Here is a 23,981-nt window from a genome sequence, read left to right on the forward strand (position 1 = left end):
AGTGGGGCACCTGGGTCTGTCAGGCCAGCGCCTGGGCCAGCAGGTGGATCGGATGCTCGCAGCGGAAGGCGGTGCTCATCTCGATCTGCCACTTGCAGGTCTCGCAGTCGGTGATCACCAGATCGGGGGAGAGGCGGTTGATCTGATCAAAGAGCCCTTCACCTATGGTCTGGCTGGTTTCGTAGTTCTCCGACTTGAAGCCGTAGGTGCCGGCGATGCCGCAGCACTGGGAGTCGAGCACAGTCACCTTGACCCCGGGAATGGCGCGCAGCAATTCGAGGGTGTAGATGACGCCCCCCATCTTCTCCATGTGGCAGGGGGTGTGGTAGGCAATGTGCAGATTGAGCGGTTTCATCGCCGGTTTGTTGCCCTTGTAGAACTCGTTCCACAGGAAGCGGGTCACCAGGGAGATGCGATCCCGCACCTTGCGGTTGTCCTGCTCCAGCAGGTGGGGGTATTCGTCCCTCAGGGTGAAGCCGCAGGTGGAGGAAGTGGCCAGGAGCGGCATCTCGTTGCCCAGCAGGCTGTTCTCCATCTGCTTGATGTTGAAGGCCGCCTGCTGCTTGGCCTTGTCCATGAAGCCGTTGGCAATGAGCGGCACGCCGCAGCACTTCTCCCGTTCCAGCAATTGCACACCGATGTTCATGGCGTTGAGCACCTGTACCAGCTCCTTGCCGAGCTGCGGGTGGTTGTAGTTGACGTAGCAGCCGTGGAAGTAGGCGATCTGGCGCTCATAGCTGGCCTGGGTGGCCTTCTGCTTCTTGTACCAGCCGCGGAAGGTGCCCTGGGAATACTTGGGCAGATCCCGGTGGGAGGAGACCCCCAGCGCCTTGTCCAGCACTAGCTTCATCGGCTTGAGGCCGGTGGTGAAGTTGACCACGGGGGCCATCAGGGTGGACATGCTGCCCATCAGGTCGGTGTGGGAGAGCACGAACTCGCGGATCCCTGGTTTGAAGCCGCTGTACTGGTGCTTGGCTTTGGCAATGATGTCGCCGATGCGCACCCCGCTCGGGCAGGCCACTTCACAGCGCTTGCAGTTGGTGCAGTGCTTGAGGGCGCTGTCAAAGAGCTCCGGGCTCTTGATCCGCAGCCGCTCCCCATCCGGGCCCGCCTGCTTGGGGCCCGGGTAGGCCGGGTTGGCCTTGGCCACCGGGCAGTAGGCGGTACAGACGGTGCATTTGATGCACTGATCGAAGGTTTGATTGGCGTGATCCAGTAGCATGTCAGTTCTCCTCCCGGCGATGATGAAGACACGGGATATGGGACGAAGTAATCATTGGGCCGTGCCCAGGATATGACCGGCGGCCTGCCAGCCGGTGGCGACCGCGACCCCGGAGCCTGAACCTTCTCGCACGGGATCGTAGTGGGCCAGCACGCTGCCGGCGCCATAGAGGTTGGCAAGGGGTTTGCCGCCGCGCAGCACCCGCAGCTGGTCGTCCGTCTTGACACCGAAGCCCATGAAGGGGTGGTGATCGAACAGGCGGCGACCGGCCCAGGCGTCGCGCTCGGAGAGGCTCAAGACGTCGGCGTCGAAGATGGGCTCGCGAATGCCCCCAAGGCGGGACTCCAGGCCGCGGCTGAAGAAGCTGCCTGAGGCGAGCACGAAGTGGTCCGCCTCGAACAGCTGATCGTCGCCATTCTGGCTGTGTACGCCGATCACCCGATCGCCGTCGTAGCGGGCGCCCAGCACCCGCTCGCTGGTGAGGAAGGTGCCGCCGAGGGCCAGGAAGCGGCGCTTGAGGGCCTCCTGCATCCGCATCCCGATGAGGGACGGCGGCATGGTGGCCACCTCCTTGATGGTGCAGCCGGTGCGTGCCTCGAGCTCGGCCAGGCGGGGGCCGACCAGCCCCAGCGACAGGCAGGCGGGCAGCACTATATGGCGGCAGCCCGGCTCGCCACTCTCCTTGACCATGCGGCCTATCTCGCGGGCCAGATCCGTCAGCAGGTCCTGCTTGTCGTGCTGCTGCCTGTCAAACAGACGGGCGATGTCGGCGGAGCGAAACTCGTGGGGATTGCGGCTGAACGCGGCGAGCTGGGGCAGACGAATTTCGCCAGTCAGGATGCGGCAGTGGGCGAAGCGCGCGTGGGTTGCCAGATTGGCCGCCGCCAGCGCCGGGTGGAAGTCGCGAAAGCCCTCGAGCGTCGCCAGCAGCAGGACGTCCGGTGCGGGGGCTTCTGTGACGCAGGCGCAGGTCTCGGGAGAGAGCCAGGTGGATTTCAGGGTGCCGATGGGGGTGAGGCGTTGGTGGTTGTGCTCCTGGCGAAACAGGGGCAAGCCCTGCAGGGCGCAGTGGCGCTGCAGATCCGCGAGGCTCGCCTCGATATTTTGCATCCCCACCTTGCTGTAGGGGTGATCCGGATGGGCCGCCATAAAGGCGGGCAGGGCGGCGCGGGGATCTCCCTCGCTCTCCAGCAGATCCACCGAGCCGGAGGAGAAGTGCAGGGCGCTCTGGCCCGAGGCCATCAGCAGGGTCTTCTGGCCGGCCTCGGCCAGGCGCAGGGCCGCCGAGAGGCCCGCCATGCCGCCGCCTATCACGATAGTGTCAAATTTCATGGCTGCGCTCCTTGGTGGGTTTTGCGGTGCTGGCATCGAGCGGGAAGGGCGGCTCGGCCACCAGATGGGGGGCCGTCCATTCCCCCAGGCCAAAGAGCCCTTCGTAGATCCAGTAGGTAAACTCCGCCTCCCGCAGGGCATCCCCCCAGAGCACCGGGCGGGTGCCCTTGTAACGCTCCTCCAGGAACTGGCGCAGCATGACGCAGGCCTCACGGCCGTCGGCCTTGCCGTACTCCTGCATCAGACCGGCGGCGCGGTAGGCGCACAGCTCCCCCTGACAGGGCCCCATGCCGAGGCGAGTGCGGCGGCGCAGATCCACCAGGTTGTCCACGTCGAGCTCGCGCAGGGCGTATTCGATTTCGCCTGCGGTCACCATCTCGCACTCGCAGATGAGGGCGTTGGCCTTGGGGTTGTCCCGGAAGAAGGCGATGACCCGCTCGCCGTGGCGGTACTGGGCAGAGCCTTCGGCGGGCACGGAGAGGCCGGGGGCCGAGACCTTCTCCGGATCCCGCGAGCCGGGCAGATTGAGTTCGGCGGTGCGGCAGGGCCGGGAGTTGCCCAGCTTGTTGGCGACGAGATCGGTGGCCCACTCCGCCATCAGGCGGTAGGTCATCAGCTTGCCGCCGGTGATGGTGTTGAAGCCTTTGAGGCCGTCGCGATCGCTGTGATCCAGCAACACTATGCCGCGACTGATGTTGCGGCCGGTGTCGTCACCGTCCACCGCCACCAGCGGGCGTACCCCGGCGTAGGCGCGCAGCAGACGGGTGCGCGCCATGATGGGGGCAAGCTTGATCCCCTCGCGCAGCAGCACCTCCACCTCTTCGGGTTCGACGGTGAGCTGGTCAATCTTGTTGTAATCGATGCGGCTGGAGGTGGTGCCGATGAGGGAGATGGTATCGCCCGGCACCAGAATGTCCGCATCCGCCGGTTTGCGAGCGCGGTTGAGCACCAGCTGGTTGATGCGGTAATCCATAATGAGCAGGGAGCCCTTGGCCGGGAACATGCGGATGCCGAGATCGGCGTATTCGCAGATTTGCTGGCCCCAGATGCCGGCGGCGTTGATCACCTCCTGACACTCCACCTCGAACGCCTCGCCGGTGCGGGTGTTGATGGCCTTGACCCCGTGCACCCGATCTTGCGTGCGGAGCAGCCCCAGCACCTTGCTGTGGGTGAAGATGCGGGCGCCGTGTTCCTTGGCGTCCAAGACGTTTGCGGCGGCCAGGCGGAAAGGATCGACGGTGCCATCCGGCACATGAATGGCGCCTATCATCGCCGGGTTGGCGTTGGGTTCGAGGCGCAGCGCCTCGCGGGGATCGAGCTGGCGGGTCTCTATGCCCGCCAGGGCACAGGCATCCATAAAGGTACTTTGGAAGTGGATGTCATCTTCCGGCAGGGTGAGGAAGAGGCCGCCGGTCGCCTCCACGCAGTGGCTGGCGATCCGCTTGAGGATGCGGTTCTCCTGAATGCACTCGCGGGCGGACTCAGGATCCGTCACCGCGTAGCGGGCCCCCGAATGGAGCAGGCCGTGGTTGCGCCCCGTGGTGCCTGCGGCTATGTCATCCCGCTCCAGCAGGATGCAGTCGATGCCGCGCAGCGCGCAATCGCGCATGATGCCGGCCCCGGTAGCGCCGCCGCCTATGATGACGACTTCTGTGGTTATTCTTTTCATTCTTGCCCGTCTCATCTCGTCCAGATGGGGCCAGTGTGGCGCCTGTCTGGCTGAAAATGTTTGATATGGGCCAAATTAATGTTCGCAAACGCTCACTAATGGTGAGGTTGATGAGCGAACTGTGACCATAGTCACATCCCGATCAGGGCGGGGCCAGGGCCGGCCCCTCAAAAAAGAGAAGAGCGGTAAGGGGAATACGGGATAGAGCAGAGAGTCGAGAGCAAAGAACCGAGCAGAGAGAGGAAGGGACAGATGGCGGCTCGCCCCAGATGGACGGCGGGGAGGCGATGGCCGCCCCGCAGCCGCGTGGGCCAGGTTCTCAGCCGCAGCACTTCTTGAACTTCTTGCCGCTGCCACAGGGGCAGGGGTCGTTGCGACCGACCCGCAGGGGGGCGGGATCCTGCTCGCCGTCGGTGTAGACCCAGCGCCCCTGATGGCGCACGAAGCGGGAGCGCTCATGCAGGCAGTGGCGCTCGTCCCCCTCCAGAAACCAGGCCTTGAACTCCACCATGCCGGTCTCATCGGCTGGGCCACCCTGGGCGGCGATGATCTCGAGACCGTTCCAGTTGGTATCGGTGTGGGAGAGCTGCTCCGCGGTCAGTCCGTTCAGATAGTCCGGGTGCCAGCTGTGGACCAGGTACTCTCCCAGCCCCAGCACGAAGGCGCTGTAGCGGGAGCGCATCAGCTGCTCGGCGGTGGTGGCGGCCTGGCCTTCGTGAAGCGCGCCGCAGCATTGGGGGAGGGAAAGAGAGGAACCGCAAGGACATTGGCTCATGGGTCAGTTCATCGGGTCGATAATAGAAGGTGGCGGGATTGTAGCTAAGGCACTTCCCCTTCGGCCAGCACTCCATGGCTGAGCGAGTAGGAACGAAGCACCCACAATAAAATGGCTAAAGGAAGTACAAGATGACGCTAAAGCAGAAAATTCTGTTGCTGGGGGCCATCCCCGTGCTGCTGATGGCCCTGGTGGTCAACCTCAGCAACTATCTGGTGGCCAGGAGCGACCTGGAGTCCGAGCTGGTGGTGGCGAGGGACAAGGCGGTCAAGGAGCGCAAGGCCCTGCTCAGCAGCTACCTGATGCTCGCCAAGACGGCCATCGACAAGGCCTATGCCGAGCCGGACAGCCCAGAGGCCCGTGCCCGGGTGAAGGAGCTCCTGCGCCCCTTGCGTTATGGCAGTGACGGTTACTTCTTCGTCTACGACTTCCAGGGCAATACCCTGCTGCTGCCCACCCGCCCCGAGGTGGAGGGCAAGAACCGCTGGCAGGACAAGGATACCAAGGGCACCTTCCTCATTCAGGAGATCGTCAAGGCGGCCCGTGAGGGGGATGGTTACTCGGAGTACTGGACCAACAAGCCCTCCATCGGGCGGGATGCGCCCAAGCTCTCCTTCAACCTGGTGCTCGACAAGTATCAGTGGGTGGTGGGAACCGGCTTCTACATAGATGACATCGACACCGAGCTGGCGGCCCTGCGCAGCGAGCGCGAGGAGAACATGCATGATTCCCTGCAAGGCAGCGTGCTGCTCATTCTGGTGATCCTGGGGATCACCCTGGCGGTGACTGTGGTGCTCGGCAACCGGGTCACCCGGCCGCTGGCGGATGCGGTTGCGGCCCTCAATGACATCGCCGACGGGGAGGGGGATCTGACCCGGCGCCTCAAGGTGCAGAGCGAGGACGAAGTGGGCCAGCTGGCCAGCGCCTTCAACCGCTTCGTGGAGCGGATCCAGTCGGTGGTGAGCCAGGTCGGGGAGACCAGCCATCAGCTGCTGGGGGCCGTGGACAGGCTGCACAGCTTGAGCGAGCACGCCGACCGGCAGATGCACGGCCATGGCCGGGAGACGGATCAGGTGGTCACAGCCGTGACCGAGATGAGCTCCACCGCCCAGGAGGTGGCGGCCAGCGCCTCCAACGCGGCCACGGCCACCAGCGACGCGGCACGGGAATCCGATGCGGCCCGTGAGGTGGTGGGCAGCGCCATCGGCAGCATCAACCGCCTGGTGGAGGAGGTGCACACCGCCTCCGGCGTCATCGAGCAGCTGGCCCAGGAGACCGGCAAGATAGGATCCGTGGTGGAGGTGATCCGCGGCATCGCCGATCAGACCAACTTGCTGGCCCTGAATGCGGCCATAGAGGCGGCCCGGGCCGGTGAGCAGGGGCGCGGCTTTGCGGTGGTGGCGGACGAGGTGCGATCGCTGGCCGGTCGCACCCAGCAGAGCACCAAGGAGATCAACGAGATGCTGCAACGACTGCAAAGCGGCGTCAAACAGGCGGTGGATGTGATGCAGGCCAGCGAATCGCGCAGTCAGGAGACGGTGCAGGAGGCGAGCCACATCGCCAGCTCCCTCGACAGCATGGTGACGGCGGTTGGCACCATCAACGACATGAACATCCAGATAGCGACCGCCGCCGAGGAGCAGCATGCGGTCTCCGAGGAGATCAACAAGAACCTGGTGGCCATCCAGCAGATCGTCAGCGAGCTGACCGAGGCCGCCGGGGAGTCCAACACCACCACCCGCGCCCTGGCCGACACGGGTGACAAATTGCGTCAACTCGTCTCCCGCTTCCGTTACTAGTCACATTTTTGCCGTCTGGACGTCATTTCCAGACGGCAAATTTGGGGATCGGCGCAGAATGTGGGAAAATCGCGCCATTCGTTCCTTTCGTTAGCCCCTACCCTATGAATGAGATCGTGAAAGGCAGTATCGATTTGATCCGTCAGCTCAACTACGGCCTGGTCTACGCCAGCCTGGAAGAGCACAAGGAACTGTCCCGTACCGATCTGTCCCGTTTGACCGGCCTCTCGCCGGCCAGCATCACCAAGATCACCCGCGAATTGCTCGATGGCGGTCTGGTGATCACCTGTGGCGAGAGCTCGGTGGGCCGTGGCCGTCGTCAGACCCTGCTGCGCATCAACGAGCGCCGCTTCCAGTTTCTCTCCATGCGCCTTGGCCGCGGTTACGTGGACATGGCGCTGTTCGATCTCGCCGGTCACTCCCTGGCCCGTCATCGCCACCTGTTCAGCGAGTCGGAACGCGAAGACCTGCTGGCCAGCCTGGTGCGGGCCATCGAGGGCTTCTTGCCGAAGAAGGCCCTGCGGCTGGCCTGCATCGCCCTCTGCCTGCCCGGGCAGGTGGAGCGCCACTCCGGCATGGTCAAGCACTTCCCCTTCTATGATCTGCGCAACTGGCCGCTCGGGCCCAGCCTGGAGGAGGCCTTCGAGGTGCCGGTGCTGGTGAGCGGTGACGTGCGCACCTGGATCCAGGCCGAGCGGGAGTGGGGCGCCGCCAGGAACTGCGCCGATGCGGTGCTGGTGTTCGTCCACAACGACATAGGGGTGGGCATGGTGGTCAACGGCCAGCTCATCGAGAGCGAGTCGGCCCTGCTCGGGGATCTCAGCCACCTGCAGCTCGAACCCTATGGCCAGCGCTGCTACTGCGGTGGCTTCGGCTGCGCCTGCACCCTGGTCACCAACCAGGCCCTGGAGGCGCAATATCGGGACCTGCGCGAGCGGATGCAGGAGCACGATCTGCCGGCGAGCGTCAACATCCGCGAGCTGTGCGAGCTGGCGCTGGCGGGCAACAGCCTGTGCCAGGACATACTGCATCAGGCGGCGGGCCGGCTCTCCCGGGTGCTTGCCAACCTCATCTGCCTGCTCAACCCGGGCAAGCTGCTGCTGGGGGGAGAGATCACCCGGGCCGATCGGCTGCTGTTCCCCATGCTGCACCAGTCCCTGGCGAGCCAGTTGCCGGCGGAATACCTGGTGCGCCTGCAGATCGAGTCCACCCATTTTTACGAAGATCCCACCAAGCCCACCTCGGTGCAGGTGCACAAGGCCCTGCGGGATGGCAGCCTGCTGCTCGACCTGTTGCGAGGTGACAGGGAGGCATGAGGCTGGGGTTGCAAGGACGCATCCTGCTCATGCTCTGCCTGGTCAGCCTGCTGCAACTGGTGCTGCTGAGCGGGGCCAGCTACTACTACGTTGCCGAGCAGCGCTACCGGGAGGTGGGGGATCAGGCCCTGGACGTGGCGCGGCTGGTGGCCCGTGAGCCCGGCGTCATCGCCGGGGTGAAGCGGGTCGATAGCGCCCGCCTCAACGTGCTGGTGGAGCGGATGCGGGCCGAGGTCGGTGCCAGCTACATCGTCATCGGTGATGAGGAGGCACGCCGCCTGGTGCACCCCAATGCGGACCGGATAGGCAAACCCATGATGGGGGACGATCCTGCCCGCGCCCTGCGGGGGGAATTCTACATCTCCCGCGCCCAAGGCTCCCTCGGGGTCTCGGTGCGCGGCAAGGGGCCCATCCGGGATGAGATGGGCAGGGTCATAGGCGTGGTCTCGGTCGGTTATCTGGTGCGGGACATAGAGGCGGACCTGCAGGGCTTCCTGCGTTTTGGCCTCGCCATGACCCTCCTCATAGTGCTGCTCAACAGCGCCGCCGCGGCCTGGCTGGCCAAGCGCTACAAGCGGGCCCTGCTGGGGTTTGAGCCCGAGCAGATAGGACGTCTCTATGCGGAGCTCGACTGCACCCTGCGCACCGTGCGCGAGGGGATACTCACCATAGACGGGCAAGGCAGACTCACCTCCCTCAATCCCAACGGCATCCGGCTGCTGCGCCTCGATGAGCGGGCCGCGCAGGCCGCCATAGGCCAGCCCGTCACCCGCTTGCTGCCCGGCAGCCGCATGCTCTCCCTCATTCAGGATCCCCGGCCCCAGTACGACGAGGAGATAGTGCTCAACGGCCAGTCCCTCATCGTCAACCGGCTGCCCCTGGTGCAGGAGGGGCGGCTGATTGGCGCCGTCTCGAGCTTTCGGCGCAAGGACGAGCTGGCCGAACTCAGTGCCCAGCTCTCCCAGGTGCAGGCCTACAGCGATCTGCTGCGGGTACAGACCCACGAACACAACAACCAGCTCGGCACCATAGCCGGTCTCATCGAGCTGGGCGCCACCCGGGAGGCGCTCGCCTTCATCGGCCGGGAGGCGGCCACCGAGCAGACCCTGCTGAGCTTTTTGATGGGAGCCATCGCCAAGCCCAAGGTGGCGGGCCTGCTGCTTGGCAAGTACCACAGGGCCCACGAGCTGGGACTGGTGTTGGAGGTGGATCCGGATTCCCGCCTGCACGACATTCCCGCCCGGGTCAGCGGCTCCCAGCTGGTGACCCTGCTTGGCAACCTCATCGACAATGCCTTCGAGGCGACCCGCCGCCACGGCGCTCCCTACCAGCCGATCCGGGTTTCCCTGAGCGATCTCGGCCAGGATCTCATCCTGGAGGTGGAGGACGGGGCTGGCGGCGTCGATCCCCGGTTGGCAGACAGCCTGTTCGAACGCGGGGTCAGCAGCAAGGTGGAGCCCGGCCACGGCATAGGGCTGGCTCTGGTGCGCAAGACCCTGGATGCCCTGCAGGGGGCCATCGCCATCGAAGCCACGGCGCAGGGAAGTTGCGTCGTCTGTTACATTCCCAAGGAGGTGTGAGTGATCAAGATCCTGATCGTCGAGGATGATCCGGCCATTGCCGAGATCCACCGTCGCTTCGTGCAGCGGCTGGCGGGGTTCGAGGTGCTGGGGGTGGCGCTCACCCTGTTCGATGCCAGAGAGCAGATAGCCATACTCCAGCCCGATCTGGTGTTGCTGGACGTCTGGCTGCCGGACGGGGAGGGCTTCTCCCTGTTGCGGGAGCTGCGTCAGCGCGGGGCCCACCTCGACGTCATCCTGCTTACCGCCGCCCGTGAGGCCGCGGCACTGCAGGAGGCGATGCGCCTCGGGGTGGTGGATTTCATCTTGAAACCCGTGGTGTTCGAGCGGCTGCGCGATACCCTGGGCAACTATGCCGAGAGCCGCGCCGCGCTTGCGGCCCTGGCGGACATCGATCAGCAGGCGGTGGATGCGCTCTTTGGCACCCCGCTGCAACAGGTGGCGGCGGGCGGCCTGCCCAAGGGGATAGACGCCCTCACCCTGCAAAGGGTGCTGGCGGCCCTCAATCAGGAGGGGGCCAGCGCCGAGGAGATAGGCAATCGGGTTGGGGTGAGCCGCACCACGGCGCGCCGCTATCTGGAGTTTCTGGTGGGCCAGCAGCTGGCGAGCCCCGAGCTCGAATACGGCACCGTCGGGCGGCCGGAGCGGCGCTACCGCCAACGTTGAATGGTCGGTTCACACCCCCAAAAGAAGAGCGCCTGTTGGCGCTCTTCTTGTGATGGCGGGGATCAGGTCGGGTCGGATTGCAGAGTCGCCACCGGCGTGCGACGGGCCTGCCACCACTGCCAGAGCGGCAGCAACAGCATCACCAGGGTGACCAGGGTGAAGCCCAGGGTGATGGGGCGCTCCCACAGGAAGCTCAGGGAACCGTCGTTGATCACCAGGGCCCGGCGCAGGTTGTCCTCCAGCATGCCCCCCAGGATGAAGCCGAGCAGCATGGGGGCCATGGGGAAGTCCAGCAGGCGCAGCCCTATGGCCACCAGGGCCACCAGCACCATCACATAGATGTCCATGGTGTTGAAGGAGACCAGATAGACCCCGATCAGCGAGAACAGCAGCACCATGGGGATGAGCACGGGGCGCGGCACTTGCAGTATCTTGGCCAGGTAGGGAATGAGCGGCAGGTTGAGGATCAGCAGCACCACGTTGCCCAGATACATGGAGATGATCACCGACCAGAACACGTCAGGGTGCTCCATGAAGAGGCGCGGGCCGGGCTGGATGCCGTAGGCGATGAGGGCCCCCAGCATCAGGGCCGTGGTGCCGGAGCCCGGGATCCCCAGGGTCAGCAGCGGCACGAAGGCCCCGCTGGAGGCGGCGTTGTTGGCCGCTTCCGGTGCGGCTATGCCGGTCAGACTGCCCTTGCCAAACTCGTCCCGTTTGCCCTTGCGGGCGAAGTTGCGCTCGGCCCCATAGGCCATGAAGGAGGCGATGGTGGCACCGGCCCCCGGCAGCACGCCGATGAGGAACCCCAGCACAGAGGAGCGGGCTATGGGGGGCGCTATCTCCTTCACCTCGTCCCGGCTCAGCTTGAGGGAACCGAGCTGCTGCATCTTGCTCGCCTCCTCCTGGCTGGTGTCCTTGCCCGGGCGCAGCACCGTCATCAGGATCTCCGCCAGGGCGAAGGTGGCCATGGCCAGCAGCAGGAAGGAGAAGCCATCGCGCAAGTCCGGGAGATCGAAGGTGAATCTGTCCACCCCGACGCTGCGGTCGATGCCGACGGTGGAGATCATGATGCCAAACAGCGCCATGATCAGCGCCTTGAGCACCTGGCCCTTGCCGGCGAAGGCCGCCACCGCGGAGAGCCCGAGCACCATGAGGGCGAAGTAGTCCGCCGACTGGAACGAGAGGGAGACCTTGGCGAGCAGGGGGGCCGCCACCATCAGGAAGATGGCCGACAGGGTGCCGCCGACGAAGGAGGCGTAGGCGGCGATGGCCAGCGCCTTGCCCGCCTGCCCCTTGCAGGCCAGCGGATAGCCGTCGATGGCGGTGATCATGCTGGCGGAGCAGCCAGGGGTGTTGATCAGGATGGAGGCGGTGGAGCCGCCGAACATGGAGCCGTAATAGACCCCGGCCATCAGGATGATGCCGGAGGCCGGATCCAGCCCGTAGGTGATGGGGATCATCAGGGCGATGGCGGTGACCGGGCCCAGCCCCGGCAGCATGCCGATGAAGGTGCCGACGAAGCAGCCGACCACCACCATGAAGAGGTTGATGGGCATCATGGCGGTGCCGAGCCCTTGCAGGATTCCGTCTAACATGGGTTCTCCTTATCCCAGCAACTGGGTGAACAGCCGACCCGGCTCGAGATAGACATTGAGCCCCTTGGTCAGCAGGGCCCAGAAGATGAGGGTGAAGGGGATACTCACCTTGCAGGCGAAGGCGAGGCTGCGCTCGCCCATCAGCAGGATGCCGCCGATGAGGAACAAGATGGTGGCGATGAGGAAGCCGAGCCAGCCGAGGGCCAGGCCATAGACCAGCATCAGCCCCAGCAGGGCGAACACCAGCCGCCAGTTGCCGGACTCCTTGCCCAGTCGCTCTCCTCCCGGCGAGCAGATCAGGATCAGGGAGAGCAGGACCCCGACACCCGCCAGGGCATAGGGCAGGGTGCTGGCGGTAAAGGGTTCATATTCGTCCCCCGGGTAACCGGGGATCTGGGTGGCGTGATAGCCGTAGGCGAGGGAGAGCAGCAAAAACAGCAGCCCTCCGAACCTTTCCTTGGTCAGTCGCATGATGACTCCGATGGGCGGGCCTGGCCCGCCACAGGCTGAGGGTTACTTGATGAAGCCGAGCTCGCGCATCAGGCCGCCAATTTGCTGCTCCTGGCTGTTGAGGAAGGCGGTGAACTCGGGGCCGGCCTGATACTGGTTGATCCAGCTGTTGCGCGCGCGCACCACTTCCCACTCCGGCTTGTCGTACATCTGCTTGAGCAGGGCGGCGAACTCGGCGGACTGCTCGGGGCTGACGTCGGGGGAGGCGAAGTAGCCGCGCCAGTTGGCAAAGACGGTGGGGTTGCCCTGCTCGGAGAAGGTGGGTACCTGGCTGGCGTCCGGCATCCGCTCCGGGGCGGTGACGCCGAGGATCCGCATCTGGCCGGACTTGACCGCCTCCATCGCCTCACCAAAGCCGGTGGAGAGCACCTGGGTTTCCCCCGCCAGCACCGCTGCCATGGCGCTGCCGCCAGCGTCATAGGCCACGTAGCGCAGCTTGCCGGCATCGGCCCCCGCATTCTTGAAGGTCATGGCGGCCACCAGGTGATCCAGGCTGCCGCGGGCGGAGCCGCCGGCTATCTTCACCTTGGCGGGATTGGCTTCATAGGCGGCCAGCAACTGGGCCCAGTTCTGATAGGGGGAGTCCAGGGGCACCGCCAGCGCCTGATAGTCGGCGATGATGGCAGCGACCGGGGTGAGATCCCGGAAGGATTGCGGCAGCTCCTTGGAGAGGGACTTGACGATGATGGGTGTGGAGTTGACCAGCAGCGTCTTGTCGGACTGTGCCGAGGTCTCGATCAGGTGAGCGATGGCCTTGGCGCCGCCGCCGGCCGAGATGTTCTGGTAGGAGGCGGTGGTGATGAGGCCGGACTTGGTGAGGGCCTCGCCGGTGCCACGGGCCGTGTTGTCCCAGCCGCCGCCGGCGCCGCCCGGGATCAGGAAGTGGACTTCGTCTATCTTGGCCTGGACGCCGAGGCTGGCCCCCAGCAGGCAGCAGAGCAGGGTGTGCTTGAAGGTTCCTTGCAACATGGTGTTCTCCTTGTGATTGTTGCGAGGAGGTTAATTAATCGTGTCTGATTGGAAAACAATCTGGCCGTAATGGCTATTAAGGCTGTTGTGCCCATTCTGTTCATTCTGGTCATGGGGAGAAGGGGTCTTTCGGCTTAAAAAGAGACGAGGCTCGCCTCTGGTGAAGAGGGAGCCCCGCCTGCGGCTGGCGCTGGTTTGAGCTGCCTATGATTTCTCTGCTGCCGAGACTTTCTCGACCATCTCCTCCTGCTGTTTGAGGGTCTCGGTGGCCTGCTCCTTGAGCTGCAACTGCTCCATCACCAGCTTGTAGGCGATGTAGTACTTGTAGATGTTGCCCACATAGGTCACGGTTTCCGGGCCTATCTTCTCCGCCGCCACGTATTCGACGTTGTGGAACCAGACGTTGGGATCCAGCCCCCGCTTCTTGGCCTCGGCACGCAGCCGCGCCACCCGGGCGGGGCCGGCGTTGTAGGAGGCGAACGAGAACAGGGCCTTGTCGAGGGCGGTCATGGGCTCGTCGGCATAGTAGTGATCTATCATCCAGCGCATGTATTTGACGCCGCCGTGGATATTGGGCTCGAGCTGGCGGATGTCCCCGACCTTGAGCCCCTTGCCGGTGGCGGGCATGATCTGCATGATGCCGATGGCGCCGACATGGCTGCGCGCCTTCTGGTTGAGGGCCGACTCCTGATAGCCCTGGGCCGTGATCAGCAGCCAGTCCACGTCGTATTTGTCGCCGTATTCACGAAACAGCTCCACCACCTGCAGGAACTTCTTGCGCTCTGCCTCGGCGGCCGCGCTCTTGATGAATTTGTTCTGCTTGAGGTAGCGGGCCAGGATGGCCTCGCCGGTGGCCTTGCCCCGTATCGCCTTGATCTGCTCGTTGAGCATGGCGAGCAGTTGCGGGCTCTCCTTGCGCACCGCCCAGGCGATGATGCCGCCGTCGCGGAACACGGGCTCTTCGTGGATCCGGATAGCCGGGAAGATCTTCTGCCAGAAGCGGGCCTTGTGCTCATCCATGACGATGAAGGGGAGCAGGCCCGCATTGACCATCTCCACCAGATCTTCGTCTTCCAGCACCTCGGAGGCGGGCTGGATGTCGATGAGGGGTTCCCCCGCCTCCTTGCGTGTCTGGTTGTAGGCCATGAGGCTCTCGAAGTAGCTGGAGGAGGGCCTGACATAGATGCTCTTGCCCCCCAGATCGGCGGCGCTCTCCACCTTGGGGGAGTCCGGTCCCGAGATGAGCAGCTCGCGCACGTTCTCGATGAGGGGGGCGCTGAACTCCACCCCCTGCTGCTTGCGCTTGTCCGTGATGGTGAGGTTGGCGGCGGCGATGTCCCCCTTGCCGTCGATGAGGGCCTTCAGCAGGTTTTCCCGGGCGACCGGAATGAAGACGAAGTTCAGCTTGAGGTGGCGCTTGAGGGCCTTGTCCTTGCGCAGTTGCTCGTTGAGCCGTTTTTCAACCTGCATGAAGGCGTCGTAGGTGGCCCCCCGTTGCACCCCCTTGTGGATGAAGTAGCCGGTCTTGTTGTAGGTGGTCAGCACCCTGATGGCACGCCTGGCCATCATGGCGTCGAGATCCCCCAACATGGGTTTGGCAAGCTCCTCGCTGTCGAAGCTGAGGGCGCTGCGCTCCTCTTCTTCGGCTGCCGCCTTGTCCGCTTCGGCGCTCCAGGCCAGTGGCAGGGAGCCCAGTACCCAAAAAAGGAAAATCCATAAGCGTTTCATAACGATCACCTCACTCGTTTTACTGAGTGTAAGTGCCGCGCAGGGGGCGCTTTAGCTCTTTGAGTTTCTTCACCGCCATCCGATAGCACCATTCTTGCTATCCAGCGCCGATCCCCCATTGGCCGTTGAAATACCGTCAGCCCCGACAACAGAAGAGGGAGCCCTTGGGCTCCCTCTGTGCGATTTACATCCTGTCAAGGTGACCCGGGCTAGAACCAGAAGCCGATGATGAAGGAGCCCGCCAGGGTCAGCATCACGTTGGCCACCGCATAGGTACCGGCATAGCCGAGCGCCGGAATCGAGCTGTTGGCGGCCTCGTTGACCACATCCATGGCCGGGGCGCAGGTACGGGCGCCCGTGATGGCCCCCAGCAGCAGGGCCGGGTTCATCTTCAGCACCCAGACCCCGAACAGGTAGCCCACCAGCACCGGCAAGGTGGTCACCAGCATGCCGGAGAAGAGCACCACCACCCCCACCTCGCTGAGGTGATCCAGGATGCCGCCCCCCGCTTTCAATCCTGTGCTCACCATAAAGACGGCGAGGCCGAGATCCTTGGCCAGGCGCAGGGCGCCAGGCGGCACATAGCCGACCGTGGGGTGGTTGGCCCTCAGGTAACCCATCAGTATCCCCGCCAGCAAGAGGCCGACGGCGTTGCCGAGGCCGAACTCTATCTGGCCGAACACCAGAGAGACGGAGCCGATCAGCAGGCCCAGCACGAAGAAGGTGGTGAAGGCCACCAGATCCGTGGTCTGGCTATGGATGCTGATGAAGCCGATCTTGTTGGCCAGGAGCTTGACCCGCTGCTTCTCGCCGCTGATCTGTAGCACGTCGCCTTTTTGCAGCATGATGTTGCGATCGAACGGCATCTCGATCTGGGAACGCACCACCCGGTTGAGGAAGCAGCCCTTCTCGGTGAGGTTGAGCTCCACCAGATGGCGGCCCACCACTGAGTCGTTCTTCACCACTATCTCTTCGGTGACAATCTGCAGGTCAAGCAGGTTGCGGTCAAACACCTCTTTACCGTTGCGGTAGTTGACGTCTAGCTTCTCGTGGCTCTCGGGATAACCCACCAGGGCGATCTCGTCCCCCTCCTGGATGACGGCGTCTCCATCGGGGCTTGCCAGTATGCCGTTGCGGCGGATCCGCTCCACATAGCAGCCGGTGTGGGGGTAGATGCCGGTCTCCCGCAGGGTGCGGCCACCGATCCAGGCGGCGAGCTCGGGGCCGACTCTGTAGGCGCGAATGATGGGCAGATAGGTCTTGCGGCTCTCGCTGTCGGAGAGTCCCCGCTCGCGGGCTATCTTTTGCGCCTCGGTATTGAGGTCGAGCCGCGCCAGGGAGGGGAGGTAGCGCACCACCAGCATCAGCCCCACCAGGCCCACCAGATAGGTCAGGGCGTAGCCTATCCCCATGTTGTCGAGCACGGGTTGCATGTCGGTGCCGTGGGGCAGGTTGAGCAGGCCGCTGCGCAGGGCATCCTGGGCCCCCACCAGCGCCGGGGTCGAGGTGAGCGACCCCGCCAGTATCCCCGCCGCCATGCCGGGCCCCAGGTTGAAGAATTTGGCCAGCCCCACCGTCAGCAGCAAGGCGGTCAGCAGGATCACCAGGGTCAGGGTGATGTAGTGGATGCCGTCGCGCAGGAAGACGCTGAAGAAGTGGGGGCCTGCCTCGATCCCCACACAGAAAATGAACAGCATGAAGCCGACGTTCTCGGTCGAGGTGGAGAACTGGAACCCCATCTGGCCAAACAGCAGGGCGGTGAACAACACGCCGATGGTGTTGCCAATCTGGAAGTTGCCGATGCGTACCTTGCCCAGCAGCAGGCCGAAGGCCAGCACCACGAACAGCAGCAGGGAGTCGCTTTGATGTAGCAGTGTCACGAAATCTATGGTCATGCCCGGAAAAACCGAGGAAAAAAGTGGGGCCGATATTGTGCCGGATCCCTCATCAAGAAAGAAGCGCGAAAGCGGATTAACAGCCAGTTAAGTGCTGGTCTCTCCGGGGAGGGGAGGGATGCGCGGGCGACTTGGGGAAAATACCTCTATTTTCCGCTGCCGTTCTCGCTGTCAATGAGTGATTTATGCTGTCGGCCAAGGGAGCCATGACAGCCCTGTGGACAATTTATTACCTGCTGCTTCGGGGACGATTGAGCACGGTTTTCAGCATTTTTGACTGGTGGGGAGCGAGGGATGCAAAGGAACCCTTTTTGCCCTCAGGCGGAGGCTGACCCACGGCACGGGGCATGGCGAAAAAAAAGCGGGAGAAAGAGGAGGTCTCGCCCCCGACCGACCCATTTAGGGGGGAGGGCAAAAACAGGAGAAAATGGGGGGTGAGGTGTTTCGCCTCGCCAAAGCGGAGACAATCGCTGCCAACCTAGGCCTGCATTGGGTTTGGCACACTTACCCACAGAAACTGTGGATAACCCTGTTCATGAAACTTGGTAATCAGCCTGCAAGCCGCGCCAATACTGGGGTGCAAGCGCTGTTCAAAAAATACCGGTAAAAAAATGTTTCTATAAAAATCAAATAGTTATACGCAGCAGAACAAAACGCTGCTGGCCAGGAACCGGGGATCAAATGGGGAGTGCGCCGCGAGGGACGGCTTGTGCATTAAAATTGGCAGAGGAAAGCACTAAAGTGGATAACTTGCACCGAGATGGTGAGGAATTGGCTCCCCCGACTGGACTTGAACCAGTGACATACGGATTAACAGTCCGCCGTTCTACCGACTGAACTACGGGGGAACATCAGGCAAGGAGGAGCATCATACAGAGGTCGCATTTCGGGGTCAATAGCCGTCAGGGGCCGAGAGCGGATACCCAGGCCCGTCAACTCGGGGTACACTGCTCTCTTGCCGTTTTTTGTCGGGAGTCGTCATGAATAAGCCTTTCAAGCTGGCCAGCCAGTTTCAACCCGCGGGGGATCAGCCTGCGGCCATCGCCCGCCTGCTCGATGGCATAGAGTCCGGCCTCGCCCACCAGACCCTGCTCGGGGTGACCGGGTCGGGCAAGACCTTCACCATGGCCAACGTCATCGCCACCCTGAACCGCCCGACCATGATACTGGCTCCCAACAAGACCCTGGCCGCCCAGCTCTATGGGGAGATGAAGGAGTTCTTCCCCGAAAACTCGGTGGAGTACTTCGTCTCCTATTACGACTACTACCAGCCGGAAGCCTATGTGCCGACCACGGACACCTTTATAGAGAAGGATGCCTCCATCAACGATCACATCGAGCAGATGCGATTGTCGGCCACCAAGGCGCTGCTGGAGCGGCGCGACGTGGTGATCGTCGCCTCGGTGTCGGCCATCTATGGTCTGGGGGATCCCCAGGCCTACCTCAGCATGATGCTGCATCTCAAGGTGGGGGATCTGATCAATCAGCGGGACATACTGCGCCGCCTCGCCGAGCTGCAATACACCCGCAACGACGTGGCGTTTAGCCGCGGCACCTTTCGGGTGCGGGGGGAGGTCATCGACATCTACCCTGCCGAATCGGACAAGCTGGCCCTGCGGGTGGAGCTGTTTGACGAGGAGGTGGAGCGCCTCTCCCAGTTCGATCCCCTGACTGGTGCCATCGAGCAGACGGTGGTGCGTTACACCATCTACCCAAAGACCCACTACGCCACGCCGCGGGAGACCATCCTCGGGGCCATCGATCACATCAAGGAGGAGCTCAAGGGACGCCGTGAGCAGCTGTTGTCCCTGAACAAGCTGGTGGAGGAGCAGCGCATCAGCCAGCGTACCCAGTTCGACATCGAGATGATGCAGGAGCTGGGGTACTGCTCCGGCATCGAGAACTACAGCCGCTATCTGTCGGGGCGCGCCCCCGGCGAGCCGCCGCCCACCCTGTTCGACTACCTGCCGGGGGATGGTTTGCTCATCATCGACGAGTCCCACGTGACGGTGCCGCAGATAGGCGCCATGTTCAAAGGGGATAGATCCCGCAAGGAGACCCTGGTGGAGTACGGCTTCCGGCTTCCCTCGGCGCTCGACAACAGACCCCTGAAGTTTGACGAGTTCGAGGCCCTGATGCCCCAGACGGTGTTCGTCTCGGCGACCCCCGGTCCCTACGAGCTGGAGAAGTCCGGCGGCGACGTGGTGCAGCAGGTGGTGCGCCCCACCGGCCTGCTCGATCCTGTCATCGAGGTGCGCCCCGTCACGACCCAGGTGGACGATCTGCTCTCCGAGATCCGGCTGCGGGTGGCGGTGGAGGAGCGGGTGCTGGTCACCACCCTCACCAAGCGAATGGCAGAGGACTTGACCGAATACCTGGCGGATCACGATGTGCGGGTGCGTTACCTGCACTCGGACATCGACACAGTGGAACGGGTGGAGATCATCCGCGATCTGCGGCTCGGCAAGTTCGACGTGCTGGTGGGCATCAACCTGCTGCGGGAAGGGCTCGACATGCCGGAGGTGTCGCTGGTGGCCATCCTGGATGCGGACAAGGAGGGCTTCCTGCGCTCCACTCGCTCCCTCATCCAGACCATAGGCCGCGCCGCCCGCAACCTCAACGGCAAGGTCATTCTCTACGGCGACACCATCACCAACTCCATGAAGGTGGCCATCGAGGAGACCGAGCGGCGCCGTGCCCTGCAGCACGCCCACAACCTGGAGCACGGCATCACACCCAAGGGGCTTAACAAGTCGGTGGGGGACGTGATGGACATGGGGGGCAGCCGCACCGCCGGCAAACCGGGCAGAGGTAGTCGCAAGGCGGCCGAGCCACAAGGGGAGTACCATGTTCGCTCCGCCAGCGAGATCGCCAAAGAGATCAAGCGGATGGAGGAGCAGATGTTCCAGCATGCCCGGGATCTGGAGTTCGAGCAGGCCGCCGCCATGCGGGATCAGATCCAGCGGCTGCGCGGCGAGTTGATCGAATCATGAGCGGCAAGCGCTGGCTGATCTGGCGGCGCCTGCGTCGCCTCTATGCCGGTTTTCGCCACCCGGACACCCCCTGGTGGGCCAAGGGGCTGGTGATCCTCATCCTCGTCTATGGCATCAGTCCGGTGGATCTCATCCCGGATCTGGTGCCCTTCGTTGGCTGGCTCGACGACGTCAGTCTGCTGCTGTTGCTGCTCTGGGGGTGGGAGTCCTGCCTGCCCGCAACGGTCAGGAAGGGGCTGGATACCCTGGAATGAGGGGAGAGGCGATGCCGCAGATTGTCGGGCGCAAGGCATTGGCGTAGACTCCACGCCGTTCACTTCATGGGTATGAAAAAATGGATCTGATCCTGTTTGCAATCGACTTTATTCTGCACGTTGACGTGCACCTGAAAGAGCTGTTCGAGCACTATGGCATCTGGGTTTACGCCATTCTGTTCCTCATCATCTTCTGTGAGACCGGCCTGGTGGTGACCCCCTTCCTGCCCGGCGACTCCTTGCTGTTTGCCGCAGGCGCTCTCACTGTGGGCAGCGTGCTGGACGTGCACACCCTGGCGGGGGTGTTGATCATCGCCGCCGTGCTCGGCAACGTGGTGAACTACACCATAGGCCACTTCTTCGGGGATCAGCTGTTTCGCAATCCGGACTCGAAGATCTTTCGCCGCGACTATCTGGTCAAGACCCACGCCTTCTATGCCAAGCATGGCGGCAAGACCATCATCATCACCCGTTTCCTGCCCATAGTGCGCACCTTTGCCCCCTTCGTGGCGGGCATGGGAGCCATGACCTACCCGCGCTTCCTGGCGTTCAACCTGATTGGCGGCTTGCTGTGGGTGCTGTCGTTCGTCTATGCGGGACACTTCTTTGGCAACCTGCCGGTAGTGCGCCACAACTTCACCCTGCTCATCTTCGGCATCATCGGCATCTCGCTGCTGCCCATGGTCGTCGGCATGGTGAAGGCCAGGATGAACACCGCCAAAGCAGGTTGAAGGCGTGATTGTGCAACCATGCACCGATAATGTGGAAAATAAAAAGGGAGCCGATGGCTCCCTTTTTGTATGCATCTTATATAGCACGTATAGCACGGTCAGCTTCAGTTGCAGCAGCGGCCCTTGACCAGGTTGCCGATGGCAACCACCGCAAACACCAGCGGGTAGGCGGCGAAGATGGCCACCAGCCAGATGAGAGGGGCATGGAGAAACGGGATCGGCTTGGGTGGCTGACACTGCTGATTGAAAAGGGAGCCGATGGCTCCCTTTTTGTATGCGTCATAGATGGCGGCGTCAGCTTCAGTTGCAGCAGCGGCCCTTGACCAGGTTGCCGATGGCGACCACCGCAAACACCAGCAGGTAGGAGACGAAGATGGCTACCTGCCAGATGACAGGGGCATGGAGAAACGGGATCGGCTTGGGTGGCTGACACCGCTGATTGAAAAGGGAGCCGATGGCTCCCTTTTTGTATGCGTCTTATATGGCACCGTCAGCTTCAGTTGCAGCAGCGGCCCTTGACCAGGTTGCCGATGGCGACCACCGCAAACACCAGCAGCTAGGCGGCGAAGATGGCTACCAGCTAGATGACAGGGGCATGGAGAAACGGGATCGGCTTGGGTGGCTGACACTGCTGATTGAAAAGGGAGCCGATGGCCCCCTTTTTGTATGCGTCTTATATGGCACCGTCAGTTTCAGTTGCAGCAGCGGCCCTTGACCAGGTTGCCGATGGCGACCACCGCAAACACCAGCAGGTAGGCGGCGAAGATGACTACCAGCCACTGCGGCATGGAGAAACTCAGGAACTGCCAGCTGATCTCGCTGCAATCGCCGTCCGGGAAGAAGAGCCAGGGCACCCACTGATCGAGGGGAGCCCAGCTTGGGAAATCGACGAAGCCTTCGCACACATTGAAGGGGGAGGGGTTCACCTGGTAATCCACATGCTTGAGTGCCAGTTTCAGGCCCCAGAAGGCGCTGTAGCCCCACAGCAGCATGGCGCTCCAGCGGAGGTACCACTTCTCTGGCGCTACCATGCCGAGCAGGCCGGCAGCGAACACCCCGAGGATGGCGATCCGCTCATAGATGCACATCACGCAAGGGTGCAGACCCAGCACATGCTGGAAGAAGAGGGCGCACAGCTCGAAGCAGAGCGCGGACGCGGCCAGCAAGCCCCAGGCCAGACGGTGGCTGGCAATACGGCGAAGAAACTCGATCATCTGATTGATCTCACAGAGAAAAATAATGGCTGAATTAGAGCAGAGCCCCACTTAAAAAGAAAGGGGCCTAATGGCCCCTAGCGTCATCAGTGTGCCGCCGGTGCCAGGGTCGGCACTGCGCCACCCTGCGTCAGCCAGCCGGCCTGGTAGAACCACTCGGTGGCAGGGGCGAGCAGTTGCTCCACCGCAAAGAAACCCACCAGCCCCAGCACCAGGGTGTAGGGCAGGGCCATCCACACCATGCGGCCATAGGAGAGGCGCAGCAGCGGTGCCAGCGCCGAGGTGAGCATGAACAGGAAGGCTGCCTGGCCATTGGGGGTGGCCACCGACGGCAGGTTGGTCCCCGTGTTGATGGCCACCGCCAGCAGATCGAAATGCTCACGGCTGATGGCGCCATTGAGCAGGGCGGTCTTCACCTCGTTGATGTAGACGGTGCCGACGAAGACGTTGTCGCTCACCATGGAGAGCAAGCCGTTGGCCAGATAGAAAAGGGCGAGCTGATCCTCGGGCTTGGCGGCCAGTACCCATTGGATCACTGGCTTGAACAGCTGTTGATCGATGATCACCGCCACCACACTGAAGAAGACGGTGAGCAGGGCGGTGAAGGGCAGCGCCTCATGGAAGGCCTTGCCGAGGGCATGCTCCTCGGTGACGCCGGTGAAGGACGTCGCGAGCACTATGACGGTGAGGCCGATCAGGCCCACCGCCGCCAGATGCAGGGCCAGGCCGGTGATGAGCCAGATGGCGATCGCCGCCTGGACCAGCAGCTTGGCTTTCTCTTGCGGGCTGCGCCCGGCATCTTCGTCGCGCTCGTAGGCTTCCATGATGTGGCGTACTGGCTCGGGCAACTTGGTGCCATAACCGAACCAGCGGCATTTCTCCACCAGGATGCAGGTGAGCAGGCCGCAGAGGAAGACGGGGATGGTGACCGGGGCCATGCGAATGGCAAATTCACCGAAATGCCAGCCCGCCTGCTCACCAATGATGAGGTTCTGGGGCTCGCCGACCAGGGTGCAAACGCCCCCCAGGGCAGTGCCGATGGCGGCATGCATCATCAGGCTGCGCAAAAAGGCGCGGAACTCGTTCAGGTGCTGGCGAGACAGCTCGTCAATGTCCTCGTCATCCTCATGCTGACCCCCGAACTCGTCGCGGGAGGCCACCTTGTGATAGATGGCGTAGAAACCGGTGGCGACGCTGATGACCACGGCGATCACGGTCAGGGCGTCGAGGAAGGCGGACAAGAAGGCTGACACCAGGCAGAAGGCGAGGGAGAGCAGCGTCTTGGAATGGATGCGGACCAGCATCTTGGTGAAGACGTAGAGCAGCAGCTGTTTCATGAAATAGATGCCGGCCACCATGAAGACCAGCAACAGCAGCACTTCGATGTTGGCCACCAGCTCATGCTTGATCTGATCCGCCGAGGTCATGCCGATGAGCACGGCTTCGATGGCCAGCAGGCCGCCCGGTTGCAGCGGGTAGCACTTGAGCGCCATGGCCAGGGTGAAGATGAACTCAACAACCAGCAACCAGCCAGCCAGGAAGGGATCAATGTGGAAGACGATCGGATTGATCAGCAGGAATATGACGATGGTAATTTTGTACCACCGAGGGGCATTACCCAAAAAATTCTTTGCAAAAGCGCGCCCTAGGCTGATTGGCATAATGATGGTTCTCTGTTCTGTTGTTGGTATCTGCGTCTATGCAGTCGAGCCCGACTCGACCCGAACATCCGG

19 protein-coding genes and 1 tRNA gene are annotated in these 23,981 nt (G+C 63.2%); 7 read left to right on the plus strand and 13 right to left on the minus strand.

Features of this window, described 5'->3' with window-relative positions; all coding sequences use genetic code 11:
* Positions 1 to 19 precede the first annotated feature (19 nt).
* The 4 genes from glpC to WIR04_RS09440 form a co-directional block, all read right to left on the minus strand.
* A complete protein-coding gene (gene glpC / locus WIR04_RS09425) occupies positions 20 to 1,222 on the minus strand; it encodes an anaerobic glycerol-3-phosphate dehydrogenase subunit GlpC (RefSeq protein WP_338892156.1) in 1,203 nt (400 codons plus the stop codon).
* A gap of 51 nt (positions 1,223 to 1,273) precedes the next feature.
* The gene (gene glpB / locus WIR04_RS09430; RefSeq protein ID WP_338892158.1) at positions 1,274 to 2,554 is read right to left on the minus strand and encodes a glycerol-3-phosphate dehydrogenase subunit GlpB; all 1,281 of its coding nucleotides are present in this window, start codon (positions 2,552 to 2,554) and stop codon (positions 1,274 to 1,276) included.
* Entirely contained in the window at positions 2,544 to 4,223 is a 1,680-nt protein-coding gene (glpA, locus tag WIR04_RS09435; protein WP_338892160.1) for an anaerobic glycerol-3-phosphate dehydrogenase subunit A, read from the minus strand. Before glpA ends, glpB begins: the two co-directional genes overlap by 11 nt.
* A 319-nt stretch (positions 4,224 to 4,542) precedes the next feature.
* The gene (locus tag WIR04_RS09440; protein ID WP_338892162.1) at positions 4,543 to 4,998 is read right to left on the minus strand and encodes a YchJ family protein; all 456 of its coding nucleotides are present in this window, start codon (positions 4,996 to 4,998) and stop codon (positions 4,543 to 4,545) included.
* A 131-nt stretch (positions 4,999 to 5,129) separates the two neighbouring features.
* On the opposite strand from WIR04_RS09440, the gene WIR04_RS09445 reads away from it, so the two are divergent.
* The 4 genes from WIR04_RS09445 (at position 5,130) to WIR04_RS09460 (ending at position 10,359) form a co-directional block, all read left to right on the plus strand.
* Positions 5,130 to 6,797, plus strand: a complete 1,668-nt coding sequence (locus tag WIR04_RS09445; RefSeq protein ID WP_025327146.1) for a methyl-accepting chemotaxis protein — start codon at positions 5,130 to 5,132, stop codon at positions 6,795 to 6,797.
* Positions 6,798 to 6,901: 104 nt separating this feature from the next.
* A complete protein-coding gene (locus WIR04_RS09450) occupies positions 6,902 to 8,113 on the plus strand; it encodes an ROK family protein (protein ID WP_338892165.1) in 1,212 nt (403 codons plus the stop codon).
* Positions 8,110 to 9,693 (plus strand): sensor histidine kinase, encoded by a 1,584-nt coding sequence (locus WIR04_RS09455; RefSeq protein WP_338892167.1) that lies wholly within the window; start codon positions 8,110 to 8,112, stop codon positions 9,691 to 9,693. Before WIR04_RS09450 ends, WIR04_RS09455 begins: the two co-directional genes overlap by 4 nt.
* A complete protein-coding gene (locus WIR04_RS09460; RefSeq protein ID WP_025327143.1) occupies positions 9,694 to 10,359 on the plus strand; it encodes a response regulator in 666 nt (221 codons plus the stop codon).
* 62 nt (positions 10,360 to 10,421) lie between these two features.
* Here the strand turns inward: WIR04_RS09460 and WIR04_RS09465 are convergent, their stop codons facing one another.
* From WIR04_RS09465 to WIR04_RS09490, 6 genes are all read right to left on the minus strand, one after another.
* Entirely contained in the window at positions 10,422 to 11,954 is a 1,533-nt protein-coding gene (locus WIR04_RS09465; RefSeq protein WP_182309995.1) for a tripartite tricarboxylate transporter permease, read from the minus strand.
* A 9-nt stretch (positions 11,955 to 11,963) separates the two neighbouring features.
* Entirely contained in the window at positions 11,964 to 12,425 is a 462-nt protein-coding gene (locus tag WIR04_RS09470; protein WP_025327141.1) for a tripartite tricarboxylate transporter TctB family protein, read from the minus strand.
* Between the two features lie 42 nt (positions 12,426 to 12,467).
* The gene (locus WIR04_RS09475; protein WP_025327140.1) at positions 12,468 to 13,433 is read right to left on the minus strand and encodes a tripartite tricarboxylate transporter substrate binding protein; all 966 of its coding nucleotides are present in this window, start codon (positions 13,431 to 13,433) and stop codon (positions 12,468 to 12,470) included.
* 204 nt (positions 13,434 to 13,637) lie between these two features.
* Positions 13,638 to 15,161 (minus strand): lytic transglycosylase F, encoded by a 1,524-nt coding sequence (locus tag WIR04_RS09480; protein ID WP_338892172.1) that lies wholly within the window; start codon positions 15,159 to 15,161, stop codon positions 13,638 to 13,640.
* 209 nt (positions 15,162 to 15,370) lie between these two features.
* Entirely contained in the window at positions 15,371 to 17,056 is a 1,686-nt protein-coding gene (locus WIR04_RS09485) for an aspartate:alanine antiporter (RefSeq protein ID WP_025327138.1), read from the minus strand.
* A gap of 772 nt (positions 17,057 to 17,828) precedes the next feature.
* Positions 17,829 to 17,904 (minus strand) — tRNA-Asn (locus WIR04_RS09490).
* Between the two features lie 132 nt (positions 17,905 to 18,036).
* Here WIR04_RS09490 and uvrB point away from each other — a divergent pair.
* The 3 genes from uvrB to WIR04_RS09505 all read left to right on the plus strand — a co-directional run bounded on the left by uvrB (position 18,037) and on the right by WIR04_RS09505 (position 21,034).
* Positions 18,037 to 20,049 (plus strand): excinuclease ABC subunit UvrB, encoded by a 2,013-nt coding sequence (gene uvrB, locus WIR04_RS09495; protein ID WP_338892174.1) that lies wholly within the window; start codon positions 18,037 to 18,039, stop codon positions 20,047 to 20,049.
* On the plus strand, positions 20,046 to 20,303 hold the full coding sequence (locus WIR04_RS09500) for a YkvA family protein (RefSeq protein WP_025327135.1): 258 nt from the start codon (positions 20,046 to 20,048) through the stop codon (positions 20,301 to 20,303). The genes uvrB and WIR04_RS09500 overlap by 4 nt, the downstream gene beginning before the upstream one ends.
* Positions 20,304 to 20,383: 80 nt before the next feature.
* Positions 20,384 to 21,034 carry a DedA family protein gene (locus WIR04_RS09505; protein ID WP_338892176.1) on the plus strand — a complete coding sequence of 217 codons (651 nt, stop codon included), beginning with the start codon at positions 20,384 to 20,386 and terminating at the stop codon, positions 21,032 to 21,034.
* 104 nt (positions 21,035 to 21,138) lie between these two features.
* On the opposite strand, the gene WIR04_RS09510 is transcribed toward WIR04_RS09505, so the two are convergent.
* The 3 genes from WIR04_RS09510 to nhaB form a co-directional block, all read right to left on the minus strand.
* Positions 21,139 to 21,384: a hypothetical protein gene (locus tag WIR04_RS09510; protein WP_338892177.1), complete on the minus strand. Its 246-nt coding sequence runs from the start codon at positions 21,382 to 21,384 to the stop codon at positions 21,139 to 21,141.
* A gap of 342 nt (positions 21,385 to 21,726) precedes the next feature.
* Positions 21,727 to 22,248, minus strand: a complete 522-nt coding sequence (dsbB, locus tag WIR04_RS09515) for a disulfide bond formation protein DsbB (RefSeq protein WP_262110597.1) — start codon at positions 22,246 to 22,248, stop codon at positions 21,727 to 21,729.
* 86 nt (positions 22,249 to 22,334) lie between these two features.
* Positions 22,335 to 23,909 carry a sodium/proton antiporter NhaB gene (gene nhaB, locus WIR04_RS09520; protein ID WP_338892182.1) on the minus strand — a complete coding sequence of 525 codons (1,575 nt, stop codon included), beginning with the start codon at positions 23,907 to 23,909 and terminating at the stop codon, positions 22,335 to 22,337.
* Positions 23,910 to 23,981: the final 72 nt, after the last annotated feature.

This window comes from Aeromonas rivipollensis (assembly GCF_037811135.1).
GTDB lineage: Bacteria > Pseudomonadota > Gammaproteobacteria > Enterobacterales > Aeromonadaceae > Aeromonas > Aeromonas rivipollensis.